The organism is Ruminococcus flavefaciens AE3010 (genome assembly GCF_000526795.1).
Lineage (GTDB): Bacteria > Bacillota > Clostridia > Oscillospirales > Ruminococcaceae > Ruminococcus > Ruminococcus flavefaciens_D.
Window position 1 is genome coordinate 3,212,719 of sequence record NZ_JAGT01000001.1, and the last position, 25,667, is coordinate 3,238,385.

The window sequence follows — 25,667 nt, forward strand, 5'->3', positions numbered from 1 at the left end:
AAAAAACAGACCTGAAAGGCGAATGCCGATCAGGTCTGACTCTTTATATGCTATGATAACGAACGCTTCCCATTCCTATCGCAGTTTTGATACCTATGCCCGAGAATTCAGAAAAGCGGCAAAGCATACGGATATAGCTCCTGAACTCAGTCGGAGCTTTTACACGCATGGTAATACTGCCCTTGAAGGAGGGAATCTTCACGCCCTCAAGTGAGAATGAAGCACTTGACAGCTCATAATCAGTAACTTTAATGTATTTGTCTATATCATTGAAAAGGTCATCATAGTTATTATCATCAATGCCGAAAAAGGCGTCAAAGCGTTTTGCGAGGCTCTGAAATATCAGTCTGAGGGTGGGAAGTATGATATAGCTGCCGTTGCTTTTAAAGGCGGTGGGAGTGGTAAACTCCAGTGTCAGTATATCGCTTGCGTCTGAGGAGACGGCGTTTTCAGACAGCAACTGCTGATATGACAATATCTCAGTATCAGCACAGCCAAACGTGATAATATCGTCTTTATGCTTTACGCAAGCGCTTTTGAGTGAAAGAAGAGGAGTAATGATATTATCGTAAGCTTCGCGGCTGAGAGTTGAAACAGTCCATACGTTTTGTCCGTTCAGACAGCATGAATACTGACTGTAAGGGCGGAGCGAAAGGCTGTGCATTTTTTTGGCATAAAACGCAGGGATAGTCTCCATCATTATCCCCTGCATAAGTGATGAAGCATAAAAGTTATAACGTAGGCCCTTCTGACTTTCAAATGGCAGTATTATTTTACAAAGCAAATCTATCCCTCACTTTTTTAAGTATATTATGATTTTAGCATATCCTTTGCTAAAAATCAAGTTAAGTGTACACATTTCACAAAATCACTTGACATTTTATCAAAAACATGATATTATAATAGTGCGAACCTATGAAAAGTGAGTTGCAAAACAACCTCAAAAAAAGGAGGTTCGCACCTCAAAAACGGCTGTTTATGAATAAGCTATGAACAAAAATGCGATTTTTGAGCTTGAATTATTAATGCAACAGTAAGATAATGAACTGTTTTGTACAAAAGCAGTAATTTCTTGGTGTTGCAACTTACACCCCTCACGGGGACGGAAACGTTCGTACCGATGTTTTCTACGTAAAAGGAATGAAGTTGCAACTCACACCCCTCACGGGGACGGAAACTCAGTCCATAACGGCATTGGTTCGATCTTTTTGAAGTTGCAACTCATACCCCTCACGGGGACGGAAACTCACTATAGAGTATGTTTCTCAGATAAAAATATAAAGTTGCAACTCATACCCCTCACGGGGACGGAAACGATTGGCACATAGCATATCCCTCCAAAAATATAAGTTGCAACTCATACCCCTCACGGGGACGGAAACAAAAAAAGACTAAGCTTCGGCTTAGTCTTTTTTCTTTATCCCGAAATTTTTTTTGGGAATTTTTTATTTATCACTTAATTCTTTATTTCTCCGATCTATTATATAACAGAAGGGCATGAAACACATGAAAAATGCTCCGAAAAAATTTTTTCGCTTATCACTTAATCCAATGCAATTACAGTCTATTATATAACAGAAAGGCACGGAGCTCACAGAAAGGAGGTCAAAGAGCTCCCATGCCGCACACATATATCAACCTGCGACCTTTAAGGAGGAATTTACATGAACAAGAACATACTGGTTAAGATCCTTTCAGCAACAGTTAAGATCATCGAGACAGCAATAGACATAATCAACACATCCGACGACAACAACAAGCCCGCATGAAAAAGGAGGATATAAAAATGAATAAAAAAGTTATCATCGGCATTATCTCAGCGGCAATAACCCTTATCGAGGCAGCAATAACCATTATCCAGGCATCAGACGAGAATAACAACAAGTGAAAAACAGGAGGTAAAAAAGAATGGAAAAGAATATTTACAGTGAGATCGAGGAGATCATCAACAGCGAAGCCCTTAACGAAGAAACCAAGGCAAAACTTATGCTGGCACTTACCAAACTCAGAAACGAAAAACTCAATATACTCATTACAGGCGGTACGGGCAGCGGCAAAAGTTCAACAATAAACGCAATGTTCGGAGAGGAGGTGGCTAAAGTTGGAATAGGCGTAGACCCCGAAACCATGGAAATCGAAAAATATTCTTTAGGCAATATGATACTGTGGGACAGCCCGGGACTCGGAGACGGCAAGGAAGCAGACAACAAACACGCAAAAAACATCATAAAAAAGCTTACCGAAAAAGACGAAAACGGAAACGCACTCATTGACCTTGTACTTGTAATACTCGACGGCAGCAGCAGAGACCTCGGAACTTCATATGAACTTATCAATAATGTTATAATCCCGAACCTTGGCCAAAACAGAGAAGGCAGAATACTTGTGGCAATCAATCAGGCAGACATGGCGATGAAGGGCAGAAACTGGGAAACGGAAAGCAACAGACCAAACGCAGAACTCACCGCATTCCTTGACGCCAAAGCAGAATCCATCAAAAACCGTATATACGCAGCAACAGGAGTCAAAGTCGAACCTATATATTACAGTGCAGGATACACAGACGGAACGTCAAAGCAGAACCCCTATAACCTTTCCAAGCTTTACAGTTACATACTCAAAATGACTCCAAAGGAAAAAAGACTTGCTTACTGCGACAATATCAACAAGGATCCGAATGTATGGAAGGATAACGACGAGCTCAGGGACTATTCAAAGGAAATCAAAAACAGCTACATGGAAACAATATCGGAATTTGCAGAGACAGGCGGTAATATAGGCGAGGATATAGGCAGTAATTTCGGAACAGTAGGCAGAGTAGCAGGCAGAGTAGTAGGAACAGTTGTTGGCGGTGCAGTAGGAGTTGTTGTAAGTATTTTCAGAGGTCTGTTTTCTTAATATTGACAAATAATAAATGTGCTCCGTTCTTTCGGGGGCGGAGCACAGAAAGGAGTGAAGTAATATGACAAACCTTAAGAATTACAGAAAAGACGACATCGAGACAAGACTAAACATTGCAGGCTTCAGACCACTTGATATACTGGTGGTAGGTGCAACAGGCGCAGGCAAATCTACTACATTGAACGCTATCCTCAACGGCAGCTCGGCTAAAGTCGGAACAGGAACTGACCCCGAAACAATGGAGATAGACGATTATTCTCTGAACGATCATGTAAGATTATGGGATACTCCTGGGCTGGGCGACGGAGTGAAAAGAGACGAAGAACACTCAAGAAAACTTGTTGATATGCTCTATAAAACCTACAGTCTGAACGGTCACAAATACGGATTTATTGATATAGTTCTTATACTGATAGACGGTACGGTCAGGGATATGGGAACAGTGTTTAAGCTTATCAATAATATCATTATCCCTAATTTCCAGAAGGAGCGCATTATAGTTGCAATAAATCAGGCAGATATGGCAATGAAGGGCAGACACTGGAACGAATACAGCAATACTCCCGATGAAGAACTCAGGCAATTCCTTGAAGCAAAGGCAGATTCGATCAGAGAAAGGATTCACGAAGCAACAGGAGTGTGGATAAACAAGCCCGTATATTATTCGGCAGAGCATAAATACAACATCAAGGCGCTGTATGACAGACTTATCGACAGCATTCCAGCTCGCCGTCGTCCTCTGGTGACTGATTGAAAAAGCTGGTTTGGGGACAAATGAAACGGTTTTTTGGATAAAAGCTTGACATTTATGTTTGAATGTGCTATCATAAAGGTGCAAACCTATGGTGCAACTCACACCCCTCACGGGGACGGAAACGCACCGATTGAACAACCTATAACTGCGATACTACCAAGTTGCAACTCACACCCCTCACGGGGACGGAACAAAACAAAAAGACTAAGCTTCGGCTTAGTCTTTTTTCTTTATCCCGAAAAATTTTTTTCGGGATTTTTTTATTTATCACTTAATTTCACTTCTGACCGGTCTATTATATAGTGAACGTACAAACACCCGACACCTGCAAGGAGGTAGTATTATGAAAAAGCTTAAAGTTAATCTTCACCTTATCGAAGCCTGCAATTACAGATGCCGCCATTGTTTCGCACACTTTGACAAACATAATGTACTCACACCTGAAACATGGATAAACATAATAGATAACGCAGTAGCATCAGGCATGGTAACTTCTTTTAATTTCGCAGGCGGCGAACCGCTCCTTTACCCTCATCTGACTTCTCTCGCAGAATACGCAAACAGCCTCGGCTGTAAATGCAGCGTCATAACAAACGGCTCATGTATAGACGAAGAATGGATAAAGAATAACGTATCACTTTTTACTACTATCGGTTTCTCATTAGACAGCTTCTTCCCGGATACGCTTAGAAAAATCGGACGTTGTGACACAAATGGCAGAGTTCTCGATCTTGACAGGATAAAGGAAATATTCACACTTATAAAGAAATACAATCCCAGCATAAAAATCAAGGTAAACACTGTTGTATCAGCTATCAATAAAGACGAAACCCCGGGCGAACTTATCAGAAAGCACGATCTCCCCGTTGACCGCTGGAAAATACTCAGAATGTCCCCGTTTGAAAACGACCGCTTCAGCAACAAGGATATAACAGTTACAGACGAAGAATACACAGAATACATAACAAGAAATCTCTCAGCTTTCGGAATCAACACTATCTCAGAAAAGGTACTCTACAACACAGACGCAGGTATGGAGATCGTATGCGAAAGCAACCTCAATGGCACATACATCATGATAGACGCAGGCGGATACCTTGTAGACGATACTAAAAATTCAAACTATGTTCGTGTTATAAACTGCGCAGACACTCCATTCTCAGACGGAATCAGCAAACTTACATTCGACTCGGAAATATACGAAGCACGTTATAAGAAATAATTTTGAGATATCACTTAATTCGTTGTTTACCAAATCTATTATATAACAGAAGGGCAGGGAGCTCGTCCGAAAGGAGGTCAAAGAGCTCCCGTCCTGCATACGCAAGTCGGTAAACACACTCTCATTTCTAAGGAGGAATTCACATGAATGTTAAAGCAATAATCACGGTCATCACAACAGTCGGAACCATCGCAGAAGCTACAGTCAAACTCATTAAGGCCGTGAAAAAGTAAGAAACACCACCTGATACGACACCACCAAGATTCAGCAGTGTAGGAGCTCACAGTAAAAGAGGGGGACAAAGCTCCTGCACTGCTCACTAATCCCCTCTGTCACCTTTAAGGAGGAATTCACATGAATAAGAACATACTGGTTAAGATCCTTTCAGCAACAGTTAAGATCATCGAGACAGCAATAGACATAATCAATTCATCCAACGACAACAAGTAAGGAAAACAAGTACAAGACAAACTTTTACAGGAGCTCGTCAGGAAGGAGGTTTGCGGGCTCCTGCCAAACATACGCAAGTTGGTAACACACTCATTTTTTCAAGGAGGAATTCTTATGGCAAATAGAATTATATATCCTAATCCTTATCCTTACCCAACAACATCAACTTCTCTTATCCTTGTAACTATAGCACTCGAGGTCGTATTCTTTATACTTAATCTTATCCTTTTAGGCAAAACAGAATCAGAAGCATTCAGGAAAGCATCAGCAAAGTACAATATCCCCGTTGACACAGTAAAGGACATCTGGAAAAAGCACAAGTGATCCGACACATTCCGCATGGTCAGGAGCTCAAAACGCAGGCAGGAGCTCCTGACCGCAACAACTGCCTGCAAAGACGTATCAAACAAATTATTTGCAAATCGCTTGACATTTTTATTTAAATGTGCTATCATAAAGGTGCGAACCTGTAGCGCAACTCACACCCCTCACGGGGACGGAAACTCTCTTTTAGTTTCGAGATGAATTGTCTTGCCGTGTTGCAACTCACCCCCCTCACGGGGACGGAAACCCTTCTACCTCATATACGATGAGGATTTGTTATGGTTGCAACTCATACCCCTCACGGGGACGGAAACTCACGGCAGTACGTCCCCCTATGGCGCAGTATGGCGTTGCAACTCACACCCCTCACGGGGACGGAAACATATGCACTTCTTTTATTCTTACCTTCTTTTTCAGTTGCAACTCACACCCCTCACGGGGACGGAAACAAAAAAAGACTAAGCTTCGGCTTAGTCTTTTTGCTTTATCCCGAAATATTTTCGGTTTTTTATATTTATCACTTAATCTGATTCTATTCTGGACTATAATAAAAAAGCAGTGGGCGGAGTAAAAAAGTATGGCGGAGCTGAGCTTCTGCCAAACACGTATGCTAACAAATGACTTTTAATGAGAATAGTATGTGAACTAGTTATACATCTATTACCCATATTATTTTATTCCAATTCATATATCTTTTTCTGATTTTGTCGAATATCTTTATTAAGGAATATTTCTATATTACGCCTCATATTCTTAAGTTCTTCAAGTTGTGGGGCCTCATTACGAATCTCATTTTTTAGTTTCTCAACTTCAGCCTTGAGCCTTTTTTGTTCAGCTCTGAGTTCCTTTATAAGTGGAAGCTTGCCTCCGCTGAACTGCTTTTTAATATTTCTTTCCGAGGCATCATAAAGAATAAATTCCGCCTCATGTTCATTCCTGTATGACGAATCTAACAGTTGTTTTTTATGATTTATTCTTTTGCAAATAATCAGTATGGAAAATGATTTTATTCTGGTAATTCATCCTTCCAACATAATGACCATTTATTAATCAACTTTAAGAAGTTTAATAATTCATCGTAAGATCTCGGAATACATACTTTTTTTTCTTCCAACTTAGTGACAATATTTAAATTACAACTTTCTATGGTTTCATCAATTTCTTTCTTTATATATTCGAGGGTTTCATGTAATGACATGGAAATGGGAAGTTCGATTTCAATGTAAGACTCATCGCATTCCACAAAAGCAAAAAAGACAACAATAATAGGAGAATTATTATTACCGAATTCATGCGTATTAAAATATTCAATGCTATAAAAGTGGATGTGTTCTGAATCATTACCGAACTTTTCATGAGAAGCTTTTACTGTTGGAATCTGAAAATTATAAATCAGGTTTGTAAACAATTCGTTTTTGGTAAAGCATCCAATATTCATTTCTTCTAAGACATTTTTAAATCCATTTGATGCAGCTATCTCTGCTATCAAATCATCAATGGTTTTTATGGAGTTTTCATTAATTTCCGTATCAGCAAAAGTATCGTTCCATCTACTACAACATGGAGAGTAAAAATCCAATCCATACTTATCACATGATACGATAATTCCAAGAGCATTATATACTTTTTCTTGCCAATTCGGATCACATGCTCTCAATTTTTCTTCAAAAACTGTCATAACATATACCTCCTCACAATATTTCTTGTTTATAATTCTTTTTTAGAAACATATTTAGGCAGTATTGACTAATTTGAAGCAATACTAATTAGTCAAACCTACAATAAAATTTGGTTGTATTACTTTTCAAAGTCTTAGAGCAGAAATGTCTTTTTCCAAATTTAATTATACTTATAAAAATCAATATTCTTGGTATTCCAAAATTGATAAAAAGACAAAATGAACTGTCCAGTCTTCTTTAAATATCGATATGATAGATGTATGCTTCAGCACTTTCACCTGTCATGGATAAGAATGCGTTTTTATAAGCATTAAGTTGGTCAGAATACTTGTAATCAAGTCCTCCAGCTTCAGCATTGGTCTTATAATCTACTATTCGCCATTTACCGTCTTTCTTATAGAGCAGATCAATAACACCGTTCCAGATAGTATATGTACCATTATTTTCGACCTTATGGCAGAACGGCACTTCACAGTATACTTCATCACTTGCATTTTTTACCATTATAACTTTTCTCATATTTTCTTCAATTCTGTCGCTCTGATATGTGTAGGTTCGTTACTGAGTCCGTTTATAGGAAAAATAAAAACGCTTATTATTTTTGTTTTAGGCGGAGCTCTTGCTGAAATTCCATTCTCACTGATAGTTCATTCCGGAGCTCCAGATTACGGCGGTGGTTCATCGGGTGGAATATTTGCTCTGATAGCTGCATTCTTTGTATGTTGTTTGAGGTTCCCTGATATATTCAGATTAAAGTGGTTCAGACCGGATCTATGGGGAGTTTTGATTTTTTTCATTCTTGCAAACGATAACCAGAGTTCGTTTCTGACACATACATTTGGATTCGTCGCAGGGTTTTTATTAACTTCAATTATGGTTTTTTCAAAAATCATAAGAATTCCTGAAAAAGCAAAAGACTAATTCCTTAATGTCAGATTTATACTTAGATTTACTGGAGGAAACCTCATTATGTTGAAAAATGTATTCGACTCTGATGAACTAATTGTGTGCCGTCCAAATTCAGAGCTTTTTGAACAAATCACAAGACATAATCAGAAGATCGAAAAGATAGAAAAAAATACAAAGTGGATCGCTATTGCCTTTGTCGTCTTCATGGCAATTCTTTGGATCGGTGGCGATCTTGCAGGTTGGAATTCAGGCTTAATCCTGTTATTCGGATTGCTTACAATATTCGGATTTCCGCTTATCTGGGCAATATGCGCGATATGGATCAGTAGGCCGTCTGTAAAGCGACGTTCAGAAGAAATGTGTACAAAGGCTGTATCCGAAATGAATATTCCCGATGACAGTGACGAAATAGAACTGTTATTTCCAAAGCCATTACAGGATGATTTCTACCGGAAAAAGGATCATCCGTTTACGAATGGTATGTACCTCACTTACACTGACAATGAGGCTTTATATTTTGTTGATGTTACCGGAACAGTAAGGATACCATACTCACTTATGAGCCCATGGACAGAGTCGGATAACAAGGCTAAAATTCGCCATTGGATACGTAGCGTACCTCCGTCATCGTATTCCAAAGCCGGAGTTAAGAAGAAAAGCAGCCTTTTTTCTCTGATACCTTTTATAGGTAGTTTTATATTGGATCACTACTTGATACCATATTCATATTCTGTCATACGCACTGTAAATTCGGAGTATGTGTTATGTATTCCGTCATACGAATTAGATAATCTTCCGAAACTTTAATTTATCACCAATACTGTCAAATCACTTCGGGGAGTTTCAAGTAAACATAGTACACATCCAATCTCATAGCGTCAAATAAGTAATACATAGAGCTGAAAGCATAATTTCTATTTTTCTATTGACAAATTAATCGAAATATGTTACAATAATGAAGTAATAGACAGGTTTTATACGCATTTAGGAGAAGTGATATTTACACAAATTGCGAGAAATAGCGATTTATCGTATATCAATATTTCCGTCAATGATGCACAAAGAATTGGCACTATATTGCAAAATATAGTGCCTTTTAATTTTACCTAAATATAGGCTTAGATTGAGAATAAAGAACTGCTCGCAAGACTGATTTTGTATCATCTTGCGAGCAGTTATATTTTTTGATTATATGTCTAAAATTCGAAATGTACACCAAATGTACCTTAATAAAAAAATAAAACAAATCCTTTTGAATGCCTTTTAAAAGGTGATGTTAACTTAGCGCAACAAGTAATGGTATATAGCAATATAGTGCGAATTATAGAGATTATTGATTTTATCTTTTGGGATAACTGTATAGTCAACCTTTTCTTCATTAAAGAAGTCGGACAGCTATTGCTTTATTTTTTCAATCTGTGTCAACGAGGGCTGTACTGAAAATTTCTCGCCGTCATTTACTTTGAGATAGTAAAAATTATCCGATCCGTCTGCAATGTAGACAAGGTCGTTGCCATTTATTTTCAGATGATTGACTTTTTTGGAAATATTTTCTGTCATTACAACAGTATCATCTTTTATTTCCCATCTTCCTGCACCTATGTAGCTGCTTAAAACACCCTCATAGTATTCGTAGGCTCCGCCTGCATAAAAATTGATAATGAAGTCACTTCCAAAGCCCTCTTTTTCATATACAAAGGTCTTTCCGCCTATGGGATATTCATCAATACCACTCAGATGCAGCAGCTTTCTCTGTATTGCCAGTGCGTCCGCAACGGTAAGACCATTGCCGTCTATGTCGGCATTTGCCAAGCCCTGCTCAGTGAGGTGCTTCTCGTCTGTACCGTTTAAGCCGTACTTATTTGGATTTGCCAGAGCCTGCATAACAAGCACAGCATCGGACATATCCACATGTCGGTCGAAGTTCGCGTCGCCCTTTACGAAAATATATGTTTCCGTAATATAATCTATAAATCCCGGAACATTTTCTTTTCTAACATCACAGTTCTGGAAGCTGTAATACCCTAAAAGGATAAAATCCGGCTTTTCATCAGGCTGACCACCAACATCAAGTATGTAGCCGTTTCCTAGTTCGTATTGCCAGTTGCGGATACAGGTACTTGCGTCAAGAGCCTTATATGGCTCGAAGTCCGACCACGTCAGATCATCGCCCTTTTTTGAAAGTTCAATGACATCATCAAGCGTCATCGTTTTACCTTCCTCAAGATCCTTAATTGATGAATCATCAACGACCTTAACATCAAAGCTTACGTCATCCGCGCCAACTACCTCTACTTTATAAGTTCCCGCCTTATCACTGCGGAAATCATCAGAAAAGAGAAGAACTGTTGCAGGTTTTGGAGTAGTGGAATCATGCGCAAAAGCAATATCAGGATATGTATAGACCACAGGCTCTTCATTAGCTTTTGTAACTTCTATTTCCAGACCAGTAAGATCTATCGTTTCGCCAAGCTTGTATTCCACCTTGTCGGGAAGCTTGACTATCTTGTATTCAGGCTCTTTATTGATATCGCTTTCAACGTCTTTTTTTGCAAGCGGAACTACTATATTTCCGTCAATCGCAGCAAAGGTATAAATATCTCCTTCCTTGCCGCCGGTAGGGTTAACGCCCAGGGAGGAACCATATGTGCTTAGACCGTAATAGTATTTTTCTCCGTTCTCATCCGTATAATCAATGCTCCAGTGCGCCGAGCCGTCATAAGTTACTCTTTCGACAGTAAGGTCTTTTTTCTCCATAAGCTGAGCGCAACTGCCAACCTTTGTAAGCTTGGCTGAGTCGTCGAGTTTGTAGTAATAAGCCATAGCGTAGACAGGATCGGACGCTGGTCTGACCTGCTCCATAATGACCTTTCCCTCAGCCGTTAGAACATCGCCGTAACTGAGTCCCTGTGGAGCAGCTTCCCATACTATCTTTTCAGCCGCATATGAACCGTCAGATCTGCGTTTGAGAGACCTGAGCTGTGTTGATCCTTTGTAAGTACCTACTACTACAAAGAACTCGTCTTCGTCAAATTTGGCGTCAGATGCGGATGAATCAACAGCTGTTTCAGTCTCGGGAGCCATTGTTCTAGGAATAGTTACTGTTGCGTCTGGCAGTATAGAATCATCAACGACATTAACATCAAACCTTACGTTATCCATGTCTATGGCCTTAACTGTATAAGTACCGGTCTTATCACTGCGAAAATCAGTGGAGAGAAGGAGTGTCGCAGGTTTAGGTATGTTGGACTGATAATCAAAAGCCACATCCGGATATGTATAAACAACAGCTTTTTCATTCCCCTTTGCTGCTTCTATTCTTATGCCAGTCAAGTCTATTTGTTCACCAATCTTGTATTCTAGCTTGTCAGGTAGTGATACAATTTTACCTGATAATTTCGAAACTGAATAATCATCATGGCTCTGTGAATAAAGAACTATGTTTTCATCAATGCCTAAGTCGGTGATATAAGCTTTTATTTTTTCTAAGTCACTGACATAAGTAATAAGCAGTTTTTCAGTGGCATCAAAATCCTGAATATACGCATAGCCTAAAACGCTGTTTGAACGTAGGTATTCATTTATGGTGTCTGCATAATCTTTAAGCGGACTTTCAGTTTCTACTGACTGTTCTACAGTAGCTTTCTCAGCTATACTTGTAAGCGGAATACTTGAAACAGGGAATGTTCCTACACAGCTCACAGCAGCAATAAAAGCTACTAAAACTTTCTTTTTCATAATATCAACTCCTCGTTTTTATGGAATGAAAGGTGTTGTTGGTCTCTTAAGTATTTGAAGGCATTAATATTCTTGCTTCTCACCTTTTTCGTAATTATTTGCACGTACACTTTGTCACCTTAATAATACTATACATTTACCGAAAAATCAATACGTTTTCATTAAAATTCTAATTTACGAATGCCATGATTAATATTTAACGATAAAACTTGTGTGTTGTATTTCTATGTAGATTTGTCCGCAATAAACAGGCAATTCTAAGCTTCAATGTATGATATTTCCATGATAAAACCCAAACTAATGAAAAATGATACAGAGAGTCCCCGTGAGGGTAATGTCATTAAGCTAATCAAATACGAAAAAGAACAGGAGTATGTTTGGAATATGACCAGACATACTCCTGCTGTTACATTCGCAAAAAATGCATGACGAAAAGACAGATCCGAGATCTGCCTGAAAAAAGATTGACATAATCGAAGAATTATGATAGTCTGTAGTTGAAGGGAATAGCAGAATGATATCGAGTTTTCCTATCAGCAATACGATCAGGTCTGACAGGGCACTTGTTTCTTGCTATCAGCTCTTCCAAAAGAAAAGGATTTGCGTGTGCAGAGCGAAAGAATTTGATGCAGATATGTATAGCAAAAGCATAATTGATTTTATAGCGGTAATCATTATGCTTATCGTCATCTATGGTGATATTTTCGGTAATCAGCATAGATAAGTTATACATGATAAGACTTGCAAAGATTTCCTGTATCACGCAGTCCTTTTTCTTTGAATGGAAAGCAATAAGACCAACCTGGTACTTCAGTTCTCTGAATGAAGTCTCGATCCCCCAGCGCATTTTGTATATCATCTTTATATCTTCGGCAGAGAACTCATCATCACAGAGATTGGTAACAATGGTTTCATAGTTATCTTCAGATATCTTGAGCCTTATTATCCTGAATTTAAGAGGATATGTATCTTTCGATTCTTTCGGAAGGAAGTCGAAATTTGAAGAGTGCGGAAGATAACGATAAAGTTCAGGATTAGCCTTAACTTCATTAGTTTGTCTTCTTGTAATAATAATATTTGCAGCAAAATCAGCTTCCTCATTATGGGGAATGTTGAATTTATGAGCAATTCCACCGCTTGTCTTGATGCGCATCACATATTTCAAGCCGTTATTTTCAAGATGAGCGATCGTGTTGTAGGATTCATATCCTCTATCCGCAACGATAATGGACTCATGTCCGATATTTTCAAGCATACTTATGAGAGCAGAATGCTCATTTTCATTGCGACTGTCCTGTAATACAGCATCGATATATCTACGGTTCATAATGTCATACAAAGCATTCAGATGCATGAGGTTATAGCCTTTTACATCATTATTTGCACGATAAAAAGTATCCTTATCATCAGGATCAGTAGGAATATGTATATCAGAACCGTCCACAGCATAAAGCCTGTAGCCGTGAAAGAAATTGGTTTGAGAAAATGTTTCATTGAATTTATGGAACAGATACTGAAAAGCAGCAGGAAGTATTTTAGCTCTTCTCTGAACGATAGCAGACACAGATACCATTTTTGAATCATAATCATAGAATTCTACAAGCTCCTTGCCAAGTGTCTGGCTGCCCATTCCGAGAATGAATCTCAATGTTTTTGAGAAAGATAGCTCACTTTTACGAACAAAATCTCTCTTAGGATCAACTACGAAATCAGAGTTATTTTTCTCCATGTTGCTGATAAGAGTATTAAGCTTGTTTTTGACGATATTACAGTATTTTTGCACGGTAAAACCTCCAATCAGATGTGTATATCTGATTAGCTGCGCCGCACATTTTTGGCTTTTTGTCAATACCTTTTTGCAAAAATTTACATTATATACATAAAAAATAATCACAGGATCTTTGATTCCTGTGATTATTTTACTTTTCCTTAGCTTAATGACATTACCCGTGAGGGGACTTCTTCGTTCAATATGTATTCTTGACTTTGGGAGACAGTGCAGTGTATAATATGAATAGTACATAAGTTACTATTATAAATTGGAATTTGCAGAGGAGGATCCATATGAAATGCCCATATTGTAAAAAAGAAATGGAATTGGGATTTATTCAAAGCCCGCAGGAGATCTCATGGAAGAAAGGCGACAAAAGACCGCTCTTGGGTCGGGCACAGTTTCATGAAGGTTCTGTGATTCTTTCAGAACTATCCTTTCTGAAGGGGGCTGCTGTTACAGCTTTCCTCTGTAGAGAATGCAAGAAAGTAATTATAGAATATTCGGACGAAAATTCTGATTTCAACCAGCGGTAAATTTTGATTTATCTTAGCAACATAAAAAACACAATGCCCCTGAGCGTTTTGTAACACTCAGGAGCAAAACTTCTATATGGGTATCTGTCTTTGTGGAGAAGGAGCTTCTTGTTACTTTGCCTCTTCCTTATTATCGTCCATCTATCACACATATGCAGATAAAGATAGCATTTCAAAAGAAATCAGAGAAATACAAAATGCTCTTGCAAACGGTATTCCTGCTTATGAATTGAAATATAGTGCTAAAGTGAAAAGGCACTGGTTGAGTATTAAAATAGTAAATGATTAACGGCTGATTGCGTTCAATCCGAAAATACTCGCCCGTGAAGGGCGAGCGTTACAGGAGACACCTGACAAAGAGAGCAGAAAAAGTCGGGACAAAAGCTGCTTGATATGATATACTGAAATTGCAACGGAAGGAAGTGATTGTAATGGAAGGCTGGATCGAAGGATTTCAAGAGTCCATTGATTACATTGAGCAAAATCTGCCAGAGGAACTGAATATCGAAGAAATCGCAAAGAAGGCGAGCTTATCTTCATTCTACTATCAGCGTATATTTGGTGCTCTGTGCGGTATGACAGTCGGAGAATACATCCGTGCCCGCCGTATGACGACGGCAGCACAGGAATTATCTTGCTCTGAACATAAGGTGATTGATATTGCTGCAAAGTACGGCTATGATTCACCTGACAGTTTTGCGAAAGCATTTCAGCGCTTTCACGGTATTACTCCGACACAGGCAAGAGAGTCGGGAGCACAGTTACGTTCATTTGCTCCGCTGCATATTAAAATATCATTGGAGGGCGGAAATATGTTGGATTACAAAATCGTGGAAAAGGCATCGTTTACTATCGTGGGAATTAAAAGAAGGTTCAATGCCGACACGAGCTATCAGGAGGTACCGAAGTTCTGGAACGAGTGGGCTAATGACATGAAGGGACTGAAAGGTATGTTCGGATTCTGCCTTGATGTCTGCGGAAAGGATTTCGACTACTGGATAGCCGATCTTTATGAGCCGTGGAAAGACATTCCGGAGGAGTGTGAGACTTACACGATACCGGCAAGCCTGTGGGCGGAGTTCGTCTGCAAGGGTACGCTTCCGGAGGCTTTGCAGAAAGTGAACACGCAGATATGGTCGGAATGGCTCCCGTCGCTGAAAGGCTACGAGCTTGCCGGGAATTACTCTGCCGAGGTGTATATGCCGCCGGCAAAGAATCCTGCCGATACAGTCAGCTATATCTGTATTCCCTTGAAAAAGCAGTGAATCGTTTCTAAATGTATAATGACAAAAAGGATGTCTAACAGAATACTCATAAAGCACTTGTCCAAACAGACAGGTGCTTTTTGTGCCTTATGAATGGTTATATTTCTTAGTGTGTCCAATTGTCCGTTTTTTTCTTAAAAAAGATAATTCAAACAAGAAGTGTGAGAATTACGAATACTATATTTAGACACTGAATTTACCATAGCCTGCTCCGAACTTGTTTTTGATAAAGAGGGCTTTGAACGATTTACAGAGTATCTCAGTTCAATATTCCCTGACCATATACTTAAACTGTACAGAAAATGAATTGAAAGCCCCACATTTGTGGGGCTTGGTGTTTATATCAGAAATTGAGTTCGTCTGTTATATCTATCGTGTTTATATCTGCGGCAATTATTTTTTGTGTAGAGAGCATATAGATATAATCGCCGATATATAAGGCAAAGTCATATCTGGAATTATTCCTTAAGTCCATCGTTTTTTCATCGGGTGACTTCATTTCGCCTTTCAGTACTAATTTGCCGTTTTCAACTCCATAAAATACATATTCATTCACTTCGGATTTAAAAGAGACACAGTTTTTAGTGGAAAGATAGTATTTATGATTAAGAGGTATGCATATGATGTTCTTTTCGGGAGCTATAATAAGAGGAGAGAAGAAAGAAGATGAGTAGATCTCCTCCGGGTTTTCTTTATTCGGATCCCAGGTCGAAGCGTCAACTCTCTTGTCATCCCATTTGCATATATCTGCAACTTTTAGTTCATTTGGATCAGAGCTGTCGAACAATGTAATCCTTACACCTATAACGTAATTGTCTTCGTTTATACTTTCACCGAGACAAATTATTGAGTTTTCGTCCCATGACTGCATATATGAGCTGTAGCCTTTGATTCTATAATTGTCAAGCACAGAAGGTTTTTCCGGAGAACTAAGGTCAATTGCATAGATCTTATCCTGCCTGTATGAAGGATAGACTAAAGCTATATCATCAAAGAAATCTACGTTATATACGCTTTCCTCATTTTCAATATTGTCAATGCTTCCGACTATGTTCATATCCATGTCGAGAATATGGAATCTGGCGGATTCATTTTTTGCTTTATAGGTGTAGTAACCATTGTCGCCGCTTCCTACTACCCTGTCGTATGAATATTCGTTTATCTCTTCATTGTCGCTGTATTTGTGGAAGGTCTCTTCGAACTCCTTATAGTTTGCTGCAATACATAAATATCCGTTTTTTTTCGTAAAAGAAGTCTGAGTTATTTATTGAGCCGTCTATGGTGCAGCCAGCTGAAGGTGAAATAATGCCGTTTTTGAAGGATATGCGCGTCAGATCTGTTTTACCGCCTTTATCCCAGCTGTATGATTTGGCATAGATGTTTTCTTCGGAAATGTAATCACACCATGAACAGCCTGCAAGAGCTTTAATATCACATATTTTCGGTGCGCCTGCCGTGTTTAGGTCAATGCTGCCAATGATCCAATACTCTAATTCGTCGCTTGCGGTTATCTCTTCCGGAAGAAGTATATCCTCCGGGTGGACAGGGGAGTAATCATCATTAAGACCATAGCACGGGATATAGTTCACGATGTCCTTACTACTTTTAATGTCAGTGAATTTCTTGCTTGAATATTGTGTCGGAATGATCATATGTCCATCGGTAGTTATTCTTGGATAGCCGCTATATCCGGCCTGTTTGTATACATCTATCAGCTTGGGAGTATCATCGGTGGTATAAAAAGCAACAAAAGAGAAGTGTTCATCATTAATGTAAGAATTTCCAATAGAGACTGAACCAATTACAGCTATCATATTATTGTATATGAACATTTGCCAAGCATCGATATTTTTATTGTCATCATCATAGCAGATATCCTTTTTTAAGTCTACTTCTCTATATCCGAGAAATTTTCCGTCTTCAACGTCGATCACGCGCAGAAAGGGATGATTTTTATTCTTTTCATCATAGTAATTATTCAGATAGTAGATGTGTTTACCGTTTGTTTTGATTCTATCGTAACTGTAAACATCATTTTCCTGATAGTTGTTACCCGGATCTGTCTTTTTAGCGGGATTCAATGGAAGTATGCCGTCAGTGAAAGGGACACCCCTTGGTGAATCGTAGCTGGCGCCAGATATATAACTGTATTCTTCATATCCTTCATCTTCCTCATATGATAAATCTGAGTATTCGGCTTCGTATACAATGTCTATATCATCATCGTCATCATCTGTTGTAGTTCTTATACGTTCGAACTCCTGCTTTTTAGCAGATTCTTTTAATATTTTATATAACTCTTTGTAATCCTTGGCATGGCTCATGTAGTGCGGCTGGCTTTTGAGCTTGATATTTCTTCCGTTATTATCTGCACAGGATGCTGATACTGCAATTAAAACAAAGGCTGTCACAGCAGCGGCAATACGTGATATAACATTAGAAAAGTAATTCATGAGAAATCCTCCTTGGGATCTAATTAAAAAACAATGACTTGTCATGTAGCTAATGTTTCAATTATAACATTTTTCAGATGAGTTGTAAATGCCTTTTAGGTATGATATAATAAAGAAAAAAGCAGGAGCAGGTTATGATAGTAGAGAACGGTGAATGGATAATACACGGACTTGCGTGGGACGATCCATACAGGATACGTAGTCCGAAAGAGCTTGTGAATTGGATAAATGAGGTTGGGTTTCTGCCGCTTTTCGGAAATGGAGTCAAAGGTTTCTCTGTAGAAGAGCACGTTTCACCTGACTACTGGTGGACTGGTAACAGGGAGCAGGATCCGTGGGAATGGCGTGAAATAATAGCGGCAGGACATGTAGTCGCATATGGTAAGTTCTTCGATAAGAAGGCTGGTTTCATAAGTATGGAATGGCTGCCGTATTTTGCAAATTACAGGCGTGATGGCTACGACTTTGACTCCGCATGGGAGGATAGTAAGGTCAATCGCCGTGAGAAGCTTATAATGGACGTTCTTACAGAGACAGACAGCGACGGCGATATTATCTGGACAGATAAGCAGATACTGTCAACTGAGCTTAAACAGCTGGCAGGCTTCGGAAAAGGTGGCGAGAAGAACTTTCAAGGTATCACGACAGACCTTATGATGAAAACATATCTCGTTACAGCAGACTTCCACAGGCGCAGAAACAAGAAAGGCTCAGAGTACGGAATGGCTGTATCGGTTTTGCTGCCGCCCGAAGCTGTATGGGGATATGATGCGGTTACTTCAGCATACAATGAATCACCTCATGAGTCCTGGAAACGTATAGTGGAGCGAGTACAGAAGCTATATCCTGATGCAGATAAAGCTGAGATAATAAAGCTTATCGGAAAAGAACATAAGTGAAGAAAGAGTAAAATTATGAGACTACTTATAGTACCAATGGCAGCTATGGCAGAAACATCAGGACCGTTCTCGCGATGCAGGCTGCTTGCTGAAAGTGCAGCTGCGGCAGGTATAGATGCTGCGACCTGTATAGCAAAAGATGTAAATTATTCAGAAATCAACGGAATAAAGAATTATTTCCTTGACGTTCCTTCTCCGTTTGGAATGCCAGAAATTATTGCTTCAAAGGTGTTCCCTGTAGCGCAGAAATTCGGGATAACTTCAAGAAAAACAGTAAAGAGTTTTGATGAAGTTCTCTGGTTTACGGGAAATTCAGTTTACAGTTATCTTGTGAAAAGCATTGCAAGTGTTCGCGGAGCCATAAGGAATTTCAAACCTGATATAGTTTATTCTGAATTCAGTATACCTGCTATAATAGCAGCTAAGCTTGAAAAGAAGAAGCTGTTTACAACGGTCAGCTATCCTACTCAGCCTGAATATGCCAATGCTCCGAAGCTTGCAAGGGGCGTGAACAGGTATTTGCAGGAGAAAGGTCTGCCGCAGGTCAATTCTGTACTGGAGCTCTTTGACTGGGCTGATGAGGGCTTTTGTCCGAGTATACATGAGCTTGAACCGATAAAAAAAGAAAACGTTGCTTTCTGTGGGGCGCTGAAAAAGGTAAGTACATCTGAACATCTCAGGAACAAGATAGTCGTATATATGGGGAACGGAACAGTTTCCGCATCAATGACTGAGAAAGAGATAAGTAAGGCTTTCATCGATTCTGAGTATGAAGTATATATAGCTTCAAAGTATCTGAAAGCGAAGAATAAAGGCAATATTCATATAGCTCCACGCTGGGACTTCAATGAGCTTCTTGACGAAGCAGTTTTGTATATAAACCACGGCGGTCAGAACAGTGTAGTCGATGGTATGCTTCACGGAGTTTCGCAGATGATAGTTCCAGGTAAGGTCTTTGAACGAAGATACAATGCGGTTTCGATTGCGAAAAACAAAGCAGGTATCATTATTTCGCACAGGCAGTTCAAAGCTGATATCATTCGCAGTAAGGCTGATAAAGTTATAGCTTCTGAGATGCTGCGAAGAAAAGCGACTGAACTCGGCAAGAAGTTGAGTTCTCAAGGCGGTGTTGATATTATAATAAAACATATCATCAAGTATGATAGATAAAAGAAAAAGCAGTTGCTATCATTCCGATGACAGCAGGCTTCAATCCGCTCATTGCTCCGTTGACAGCCTTGCTGCTTTTGAACTTTTCATAGCATTTGGCAACAATAAGTATTATTATAAATGACGGCAGAACAACACCGAGAGTTGCACATATCCCTCCGAGGACTCCGCTTGTTCTGCTGCCGACAAATGTTGCCATATTCACAGCCAGCGGTCCCGGAGTACTCTCATTCATTGCTACAAAGTCAACTAACTCTTCCTTTGTGAGCCACCCCTGATGCTCTGCTTCGGCTTGTATCATGGCTATCATTGCATAGCCTCCGCCGAAAGTAAAAGCGCCTATTTTAAAGAACGATAGAAAAAGTTTAAGGAGTATCATGCGCTTGCTCCTTTCTGCGTATAGCCGACCATATAATGCCGAAAACTGCACAGCCTATAAGAACGAATACTGCATCTATCTTTGCAAAGGCGGTCAGAAAAAATGTCGCAGCCATAATGAAATACGCAAATGCGCCCTTTTTAGCGGTTTTGAACATCGACCACAGCGCTTTCAGTATCAATGCAAGAACAGCGGCTCTAATGCCCATGAATGCGTATTTCACAGCTCTGAATTCCTGAAAATGATGAAGCACCAGTGATATCAGAGAGATTATCAGGAAAGACGGCAGGACTACTCCGAGAGTTGCAAGGCAGGCTCCGATAAAGCCTGCTGTACGGTAGCCGACAAAAGTTGCAGCGTTTATTGCGATAGGTCCCGGAGTGGACTCCGCAATGGCAACTATCTCAAGTATATCCTTTTCTTCCATCCACTTTTTGTTTGTACAGACCTCACGCTGTATAAGCGGTATCATTGCGTAACCGCCGCCGAATGTAAATGCTCCTATTTTCATAAACGTTAGGAACAGATCAAGTTTTTTATTCAAATATAATCACCCGAAATCAAGTATATCACATCAAGATGAGTGTGTCAATTGTATACCTAAAGCAACATATACTTTCGTATGCCAGTGTCGGAGATATGACGACAGTTCTGTGAATACAGTACAAGCATTGGTTATAAAGAGCTTATCAAGGATTTCCTTAAAACGGTAAAGCTTTATGATTGATCTCGCCTGATTAACAAAATAACACTCAGACTGCTATCACAAGGAGTTGTCTGTATTCGCGGGACGTTCCCAATGCTAAAATTAAGATAATGTAAAACTGAGAGCAAAAGACAATAAATATGCCTGTAGCATAACCATGATACCCATATAGAAGTTTTATGCTTAATATTGAGAGAACCCCTTTTGAAAAAGGGACCCTCTGACGGAGGACGTCCCCTCTGTCACTGCGTGACATCTCCCCGCACTGCGGGGAGTCACTCTCAAACTCTCTCCCTAAAACTTTCAGTTTTATTTTTTCTCATATAGGGCTCGCTCTGGTTTATTACAGGCTTTTTTTATTTTGGGCGAGCCCTATATGAGAAAAAATCAGCTAAAAAAGTCTTTGGAAAGGGGTATGGGGGAAAGCCTTTCTCCAGAAAGGTTTCCCCCATAATTAGCTATAAGTTTCTATATGAGTATCGCGGTTAATGCCGCAGGCGCGATTTTTTATTTGTTGAGCTTCCAGCTGTCAATTGAAGCTGAATTGTTGAATACGAAACAGAGGTCCTGTTCGCCGCTGAGTCCCTGAACAGGAACAGTTATTTCCTGCATAGAGTTTCCTGCGGGTATCTCTGCATATGCAACAGCAGTACCGGAAGCGCTGCCCTTGCATACCTTTACGATACAGCCGTTCTTGGAAGAAACCTTTATCGTCAGGCTTGCAGCACCGTTTCCGCAGTCTGCCTTAGATACACGATACCAACTGCCTTTTTCTGCATTTACAGTGGAATTACCGCTGCCGCTTATAGTGATACCGCCCTGATGAGAAAATGTAGCAGCACGTGAAGTTGTATACGGATCAAATGACTTGATCTGTGAAACGCCTGTCTTTGTACCCTTGACCTGCTGCATAGTTCCGTCGGAATTCATGGTGATCTTGTCGATGTGGGTGCTTCTGTAGCCCATATCCTTCAGATTCATAACGTCCTGGAGATACTGTGCATGGTAGAAGAGGTACCACTGTCCCTTGAACTCCATGATAGTGTGGTGGTTGTTTCCTGTTGTACCGAAGAAGTTGCCGATGTTCTTGAACACCTCGCCTTTATGGGTGAATGGTCCGAGAGGACTGTCGCTGACCATGTAGTCGATAGCGGCAGTCGTAAGACCGTACTGGTTGCCGCCTGTGCTCCAGTTGGTGCAGTAGCTGTAGTAATATTTGCCGTTGTACTTGTGGATACCGCTGTCCTCAAACATATAAGGTGCGTCAATGACAGCTGGTGTACCGACGATGGAGGTCATATTATCGCTGAGAGCGACGCAGCGGGCAGATTTCGGATGATCCTTCGGCAGATTGTCTGTACCGCCGCCGAAGTAGAGATAGCCCTTGCCGTCATCGTCAACGAGTACCGCAGGATCGAATACCCACGGAACATTTGTGACGCCGTTGGTCTTGCGGTCTATCATTGCACGGCCGTTAGGATCGGACCAGGGACCGATAGGACTGTCGGAAGTCAGCACGCCGATGCCGTTTGCGTTGTTTGCAAAGTAGAGGAAGAACTTCTCCTTGCCGTTGATCTTCTTGTGGCAGGCTGTAGGAGCCCATGAGTTGCCTGCCCATTTTGCAATACCGTTCTGACCTGCAACATTGATAAGACCGTGGTCTGTCCAGTTTACGAGGTCATCTGAGGAGATGCAGCGCAGGCAATTGATAGTGCTGTAGGTCTCCTTTGTTACCTGACCGTTGTTATAGAGCAGGTGGTCATCTGTCATGTAGATATATACTCTGCCGTTGTATTCCATAACACCGGGGTCAGCGCCGAAATACTGAGATATCAGCGGATTGTGCTCGTTGTCGTTCTTATATGATTTTGCAGGGTTCACGCTGCCGAATTTCTGCGCCATTGCAGAAAAATCGATCTGCTGGACAGGTTTTGCAGTTGTAGTTGTGGTAGTAGTTGTTGTTGCCTGAGTTGTTGGCTGTGTAACAGTTACGACAGGGAGATTGTCCGACCAGCTTTCGGGAAGCTTTGAGATAGTGTTCAACAGGTACTTCTGGATCGAAAGTGCGTCGTTTGAAGTGATACCGCTGCCTGCTTCATAAACGTCTGCATTGTAAAGACCGGGTTCCTTGAGAACGAACTTGTTGGGGTTAGCAAGTGACTGCATGATAAGAACAACGTCGCTCATATCGACCTCGCTGTCGTTGTTGGCGTCACCCCACTTGGAGACCTTTGCCTCGAATGAAGCCTTGGGGTCAAGTGTTACAGGAGGTGCAGTTGTAACAGGCGCTGTTGTTGTCGTCGTTGTTGTTACAGCGGCAGGTCCGTCGACCTTTACGCCTGCCTTAGCGACTACGACCTCGTCGATGCTGAAATCGCTTGTGCCTTCTTCTGTCTCAACGTAGAGGATATAGCCCGAGCCCTCGGGAAGCTTGTAGTTTGTGTTTGCAAGCTGTACATACTCGCCGTTGGAAACTCCGTCAGCGATATGTGCGTAAGCTGTCTCGCCTGATGAATCCTTGTACTCAAGTGACAGCATCATGTTGCCTGAGCCCTTTGCCACTACGCTGAAGCTGTACTCGTTTCCACCCTTGAATGTGAGCGAATCAAGTGTCTTTGCTGCACCGTGCCATGCACTGCCTCTGTCAGCTACTGTCAGCGCCTTGCTGCCCTTGTATGCTGTTCCGCCGGTATTTACAGAAGCTCCGCCTCTGCCTTCCCAGCTGCCATTGTCATTTTCGAATGTATCGTGGTAGTAGTAACCGTTTGAATCGGGCTCTATCGGCTCCGGTGGTACGGGATCCTTGCCGCCCTCAAAGCCCTTGCCGTCGCTTACGAGACTTACAACGAATGTGGAAACGCTGTTTGCAGGAAGCTGTGCGCTGAATGATGAGCCGCTGAAATCAGGGCTTGAAGTCTTTGTAATATTCTCATTAGCAGATGTTCTGTAACGTGTTACGTCTGTAATTGTCCTTCCGCTGAAGTTGAACTGCTGTACAGGAGCATTGCTGCCCTTATTGATAGCAACTACTGTTGCCTGTGTGTCGCTGTGCTTGTATGCAGAAATCAGGATATTGCTGTCAGGCTGCTCTGTAGCGTCGATACGGACATCTCCCGGACGTACCCACTTGGAGAACTGTGCCATAGCGTAACCACGCTTGGATATCTTACCAGTATCCCACATCGGGCTGTACTGACGGCGGATATACCACCAAACGTAAGCGTTCATATTACCAACAACGAGAGCATTGTGGATATTCTCAGCTACCTTTACGCCCTCAGGCCAGCGGTCTGCGGAGTTGTTATCGCTGTTTGGAACGTAAACCTCGGTCATCCATATTTCCTTGCCGCAGTTTTCAAGGGCAGGGAAGTCCATAGCGTTGCGCTGTGTTCCGTAGAAATGAGTGCCGAACATATCGCAGTTTGCCATAGCCTTTGAGTTGTTCAGGATAGCGTTGTAGAAGCTCTTATTGTAGCTGAAGCTCTCAGGGGACATGAGCTTTGTTGTTGTGCCTGCTGTAACGGACTTGCCGTAGTTAGCAATGAAGTTTGCCGCACGGTCTGCACTCCATGCAGTCCACTCGCCTGACCAGTCAGGCTCGTTCTGAACAGAGATAGAATTGAGCTGAACGCCTTGATTGTTGCAGTACTTGATGAAGTCATTGAGGTGCTGAGCGTACTGAGCTTCTGCACCCTGTTTGAGGACGTACTGACCGCCTGTAGGACCGCCTGTGCCGTTTGTTCTCATTGAAGCTGGCGGATTCCAAGGTGTAGCAAATACTGTAGCGCCGAGCTTCTGAGCTCTCTGAGCTGTTGGAATAGCGTTCTTCCATGCATTCTTGTCATCGCTGACAAAAATACGAAGAATTGTAAGACCAAGCTCATTATCGCCGTTTCCGAAGGCTGTCTGGACCTGAGCTTCCGTCATATCTCCGGGGGCTCCGTTCTGAGCGTTGTAGCTCTGCCACTCAGGGTGGTTCATGCCGCCGAAGCCGCGGATAGTCTGATATTCTTTGTTGGTGTTGATGTTGCACGCGCTGGCAGCGTCAGCTACCATAGGTGCAGGCGACGGGAAAGAGGACGCTGTGCCTATCAGCATTGCTCCCGCCATAACTGCCGAAACAGCAGTTTTGAGTTTGCTTTGAATACTCATTAAGTAATTCCTCCAAATCTGTTTATTCATTCCATAAATAATATCCCCGTAATTTATGGAACTGTAAATATTGTAATATTTTTTCAACCGTAATGTCAACTTAAAAAAGTGATACACAGGTGGATAAAACGATATATTTAATTTAATCAATGGCCAATCAAGGAGAGTATAGACAAATCGGAATGATCCCTGTAGTTGTGTGAATGATCAAATGTACAGGAACAGTCCGTGGGAAAGTGTAGATACTTCGTAGGGAACACAAAGAAGGTTTGATGAAGTATATGCAGTGATGATGCAGGTTTAGTGACGTCGAATGGTACAGAGTGGAGTGAACAATCCAACCCAACCTAGACCAGACC

At 40.9% G+C, this 25,667-nt stretch carries 21 protein-coding genes and 1 CRISPR repeat array; of the genes, 11 read left to right on the forward strand and 10 right to left on the reverse strand.

Going from position 1 to position 25,667, the window contains the following annotated elements; all coding sequences use genetic code 11:
• Positions 1-43: 43 nt before the first annotated feature.
• A complete protein-coding gene (cas6, locus tag N774_RS0114165) occupies positions 44-784 on the reverse strand; it encodes a CRISPR-associated endoribonuclease Cas6 (RefSeq protein ID WP_155250407.1) in 741 nt (246 codons plus the stop codon).
• A gap of 291 nt (positions 785-1,075) precedes the next feature.
• Positions 1,076-1,382: direct repeats of the CRISPR family, unit length 35 nt; unit sequence AAGTTGCAACTCATACCCCTCACGGGGACGGAAAC.
• 526 nt (positions 1,383-1,908) lie between these two features.
• Between cas6 and N774_RS0114180 the strand changes: the two genes are divergently transcribed.
• From N774_RS0114180 to N774_RS0114205, 4 genes are all read left to right on the forward strand, one after another.
• A complete protein-coding gene (locus N774_RS0114180) occupies positions 1,909-2,898 on the forward strand; it encodes a GTPase family protein (RefSeq protein WP_024861870.1) in 990 nt (329 codons plus the stop codon).
• A gap of 64 nt (positions 2,899-2,962) precedes the next feature.
• On the forward strand, positions 2,963-3,655 hold the full coding sequence (locus N774_RS0114185) for a GTPase family protein (RefSeq protein WP_024861871.1): 693 nt from the start codon (positions 2,963-2,965) through the stop codon (positions 3,653-3,655).
• A gap of 343 nt (positions 3,656-3,998) precedes the next feature.
• Entirely contained in the window at positions 3,999-4,877 is an 879-nt protein-coding gene (locus tag N774_RS0114190; protein ID WP_024861872.1) for a viperin family antiviral radical SAM protein, read from the forward strand.
• 564 nt (positions 4,878-5,441) lie between these two features.
• Entirely contained in the window at positions 5,442-5,651 is a 210-nt protein-coding gene (locus tag N774_RS0114205; RefSeq protein ID WP_024861873.1) for a hypothetical protein, read from the forward strand.
• 1,006 nt (positions 5,652-6,657) lie between these two features.
• Here the strand turns inward: N774_RS0114205 and N774_RS0114210 are convergent.
• Both N774_RS0114210 and N774_RS0114215 read right to left on the reverse strand, forming a co-directional pair.
• The gene (locus N774_RS0114210; protein ID WP_024861874.1) at positions 6,658-7,329 is read right to left on the reverse strand and encodes a hypothetical protein; all 672 of its coding nucleotides are present in this window, start codon (positions 7,327-7,329) and stop codon (positions 6,658-6,660) included.
• Positions 7,330-7,567: 238 nt separating this feature from the next.
• Entirely contained in the window at positions 7,568-7,798 is a 231-nt protein-coding gene (locus tag N774_RS0114215; protein WP_196231560.1) for a PD-(D/E)XK nuclease family protein, read from the reverse strand.
• Between N774_RS0114215 and N774_RS18955 the strand changes: the two genes are divergently transcribed.
• Both N774_RS18955 and N774_RS0114225 read left to right on the forward strand, forming a co-directional pair.
• Positions 7,784-8,251: a rhomboid family intramembrane serine protease gene (locus N774_RS18955; RefSeq protein WP_080770571.1), complete on the forward strand. Its 468-nt coding sequence runs from the start codon at positions 7,784-7,786 to the stop codon at positions 8,249-8,251. The genes N774_RS0114215 and N774_RS18955 overlap by 15 nt on opposite strands.
• 48 nt (positions 8,252-8,299) lie before the next feature.
• The gene (locus tag N774_RS0114225) at positions 8,300-9,046 is read left to right on the forward strand and encodes a hypothetical protein (RefSeq protein ID WP_024861877.1); all 747 of its coding nucleotides are present in this window, start codon (positions 8,300-8,302) and stop codon (positions 9,044-9,046) included.
• A gap of 588 nt (positions 9,047-9,634) precedes the next feature.
• Here the strand turns inward: N774_RS0114225 and N774_RS0114230 are convergent.
• Both N774_RS0114230 and N774_RS0114240 read right to left on the reverse strand, forming a co-directional pair.
• On the reverse strand, positions 9,635-11,977 hold the full coding sequence (locus N774_RS0114230) for a dockerin type I repeat-containing protein (protein ID WP_024861878.1): 2,343 nt from the start codon (positions 11,975-11,977) through the stop codon (positions 9,635-9,637).
• 481 nt (positions 11,978-12,458) lie between these two features.
• A complete protein-coding gene (locus N774_RS0114240) occupies positions 12,459-13,706 on the reverse strand; it encodes an IS4 family transposase (RefSeq protein ID WP_155250330.1) in 1,248 nt (415 codons plus the stop codon).
• A gap of 335 nt (positions 13,707-14,041) precedes the next feature.
• Here N774_RS0114240 and N774_RS0114245 point away from each other — a divergent pair, with 335 nt between their 5' ends.
• The 3 genes from N774_RS0114245 (at position 14,042) to N774_RS0114255 (ending at position 15,549) form a co-directional block, all read left to right on the forward strand.
• Positions 14,042-14,284: a PF20097 family protein gene (locus tag N774_RS0114245; protein WP_024861879.1), complete on the forward strand. Its 243-nt coding sequence runs from the start codon at positions 14,042-14,044 to the stop codon at positions 14,282-14,284.
• A 76-nt stretch (positions 14,285-14,360) separates the two neighbouring features.
• Positions 14,361-14,573, forward strand: a complete 213-nt coding sequence (locus tag N774_RS0114250) for a hypothetical protein (protein WP_024861880.1) — start codon at positions 14,361-14,363, stop codon at positions 14,571-14,573.
• A 142-nt stretch (positions 14,574-14,715) separates the two neighbouring features.
• Positions 14,716-15,549 (forward strand): helix-turn-helix domain-containing protein, encoded by an 834-nt coding sequence (locus N774_RS0114255; protein ID WP_024861881.1) that lies wholly within the window; start codon positions 14,716-14,718, stop codon positions 15,547-15,549.
• Positions 15,550-15,892: 343 nt separating this feature from the next.
• On the opposite strand, the gene N774_RS20000 is transcribed toward N774_RS0114255, so the two are convergent.
• Both N774_RS20000 and N774_RS20005 read right to left on the reverse strand, forming a co-directional pair.
• Positions 15,893-16,813, reverse strand: coding sequence for a beta-propeller domain-containing protein (locus N774_RS20000; protein WP_080770509.1), 921 nt, complete (start codon positions 16,811-16,813; stop codon positions 15,893-15,895).
• Positions 16,755-18,002 carry a beta-propeller domain-containing protein gene (locus N774_RS20005; RefSeq protein WP_024861883.1) on the reverse strand — a complete coding sequence of 416 codons (1,248 nt, stop codon included), beginning with the start codon at positions 18,000-18,002 and terminating at the stop codon, positions 16,755-16,757. Before N774_RS20005 ends, N774_RS20000 begins: the two co-directional genes overlap by 59 nt.
• A 134-nt stretch (positions 18,003-18,136) precedes the next feature.
• Between N774_RS20005 and N774_RS0114270 the strand changes: the two genes are divergently transcribed.
• Together N774_RS0114270 and N774_RS0114275 are read left to right on the forward strand one after the other, a co-directional pair.
• Positions 18,137-18,901, forward strand: coding sequence for an AlkZ-related protein (locus N774_RS0114270; RefSeq protein WP_024861884.1), 765 nt, complete (start codon positions 18,137-18,139; stop codon positions 18,899-18,901).
• A gap of 15 nt (positions 18,902-18,916) precedes the next feature.
• Complete coding sequence (locus N774_RS0114275) at positions 18,917-20,071, forward strand: glycosyltransferase (RefSeq protein ID WP_024861885.1); 1,155 nt, start codon at positions 18,917-18,919, stop codon at positions 20,069-20,071.
• Here the strand turns inward: N774_RS0114275 and N774_RS17570 are convergent.
• The 3 genes from N774_RS17570 to N774_RS18960 form a co-directional block, all read right to left on the reverse strand.
• Positions 20,055-20,450, reverse strand: a complete 396-nt coding sequence (locus tag N774_RS17570) for a chromate transporter (protein WP_037281047.1) — start codon at positions 20,448-20,450, stop codon at positions 20,055-20,057. The genes N774_RS0114275 and N774_RS17570 overlap by 17 nt on opposite strands.
• Positions 20,437-20,994 (reverse strand): chromate transporter, encoded by a 558-nt coding sequence (locus tag N774_RS0114285; RefSeq protein WP_024861886.1) that lies wholly within the window; start codon positions 20,992-20,994, stop codon positions 20,437-20,439. Before N774_RS0114285 ends, N774_RS17570 begins: the two co-directional genes overlap by 14 nt.
• A gap of 669 nt (positions 20,995-21,663) precedes the next feature.
• Positions 21,664-25,308: a family 43 glycosylhydrolase gene (locus tag N774_RS18960; RefSeq protein WP_024861887.1), complete on the reverse strand. Its 3,645-nt coding sequence runs from the start codon at positions 25,306-25,308 to the stop codon at positions 21,664-21,666.
• Between the last annotated feature and the right edge of the window lie 359 nt (positions 25,309-25,667).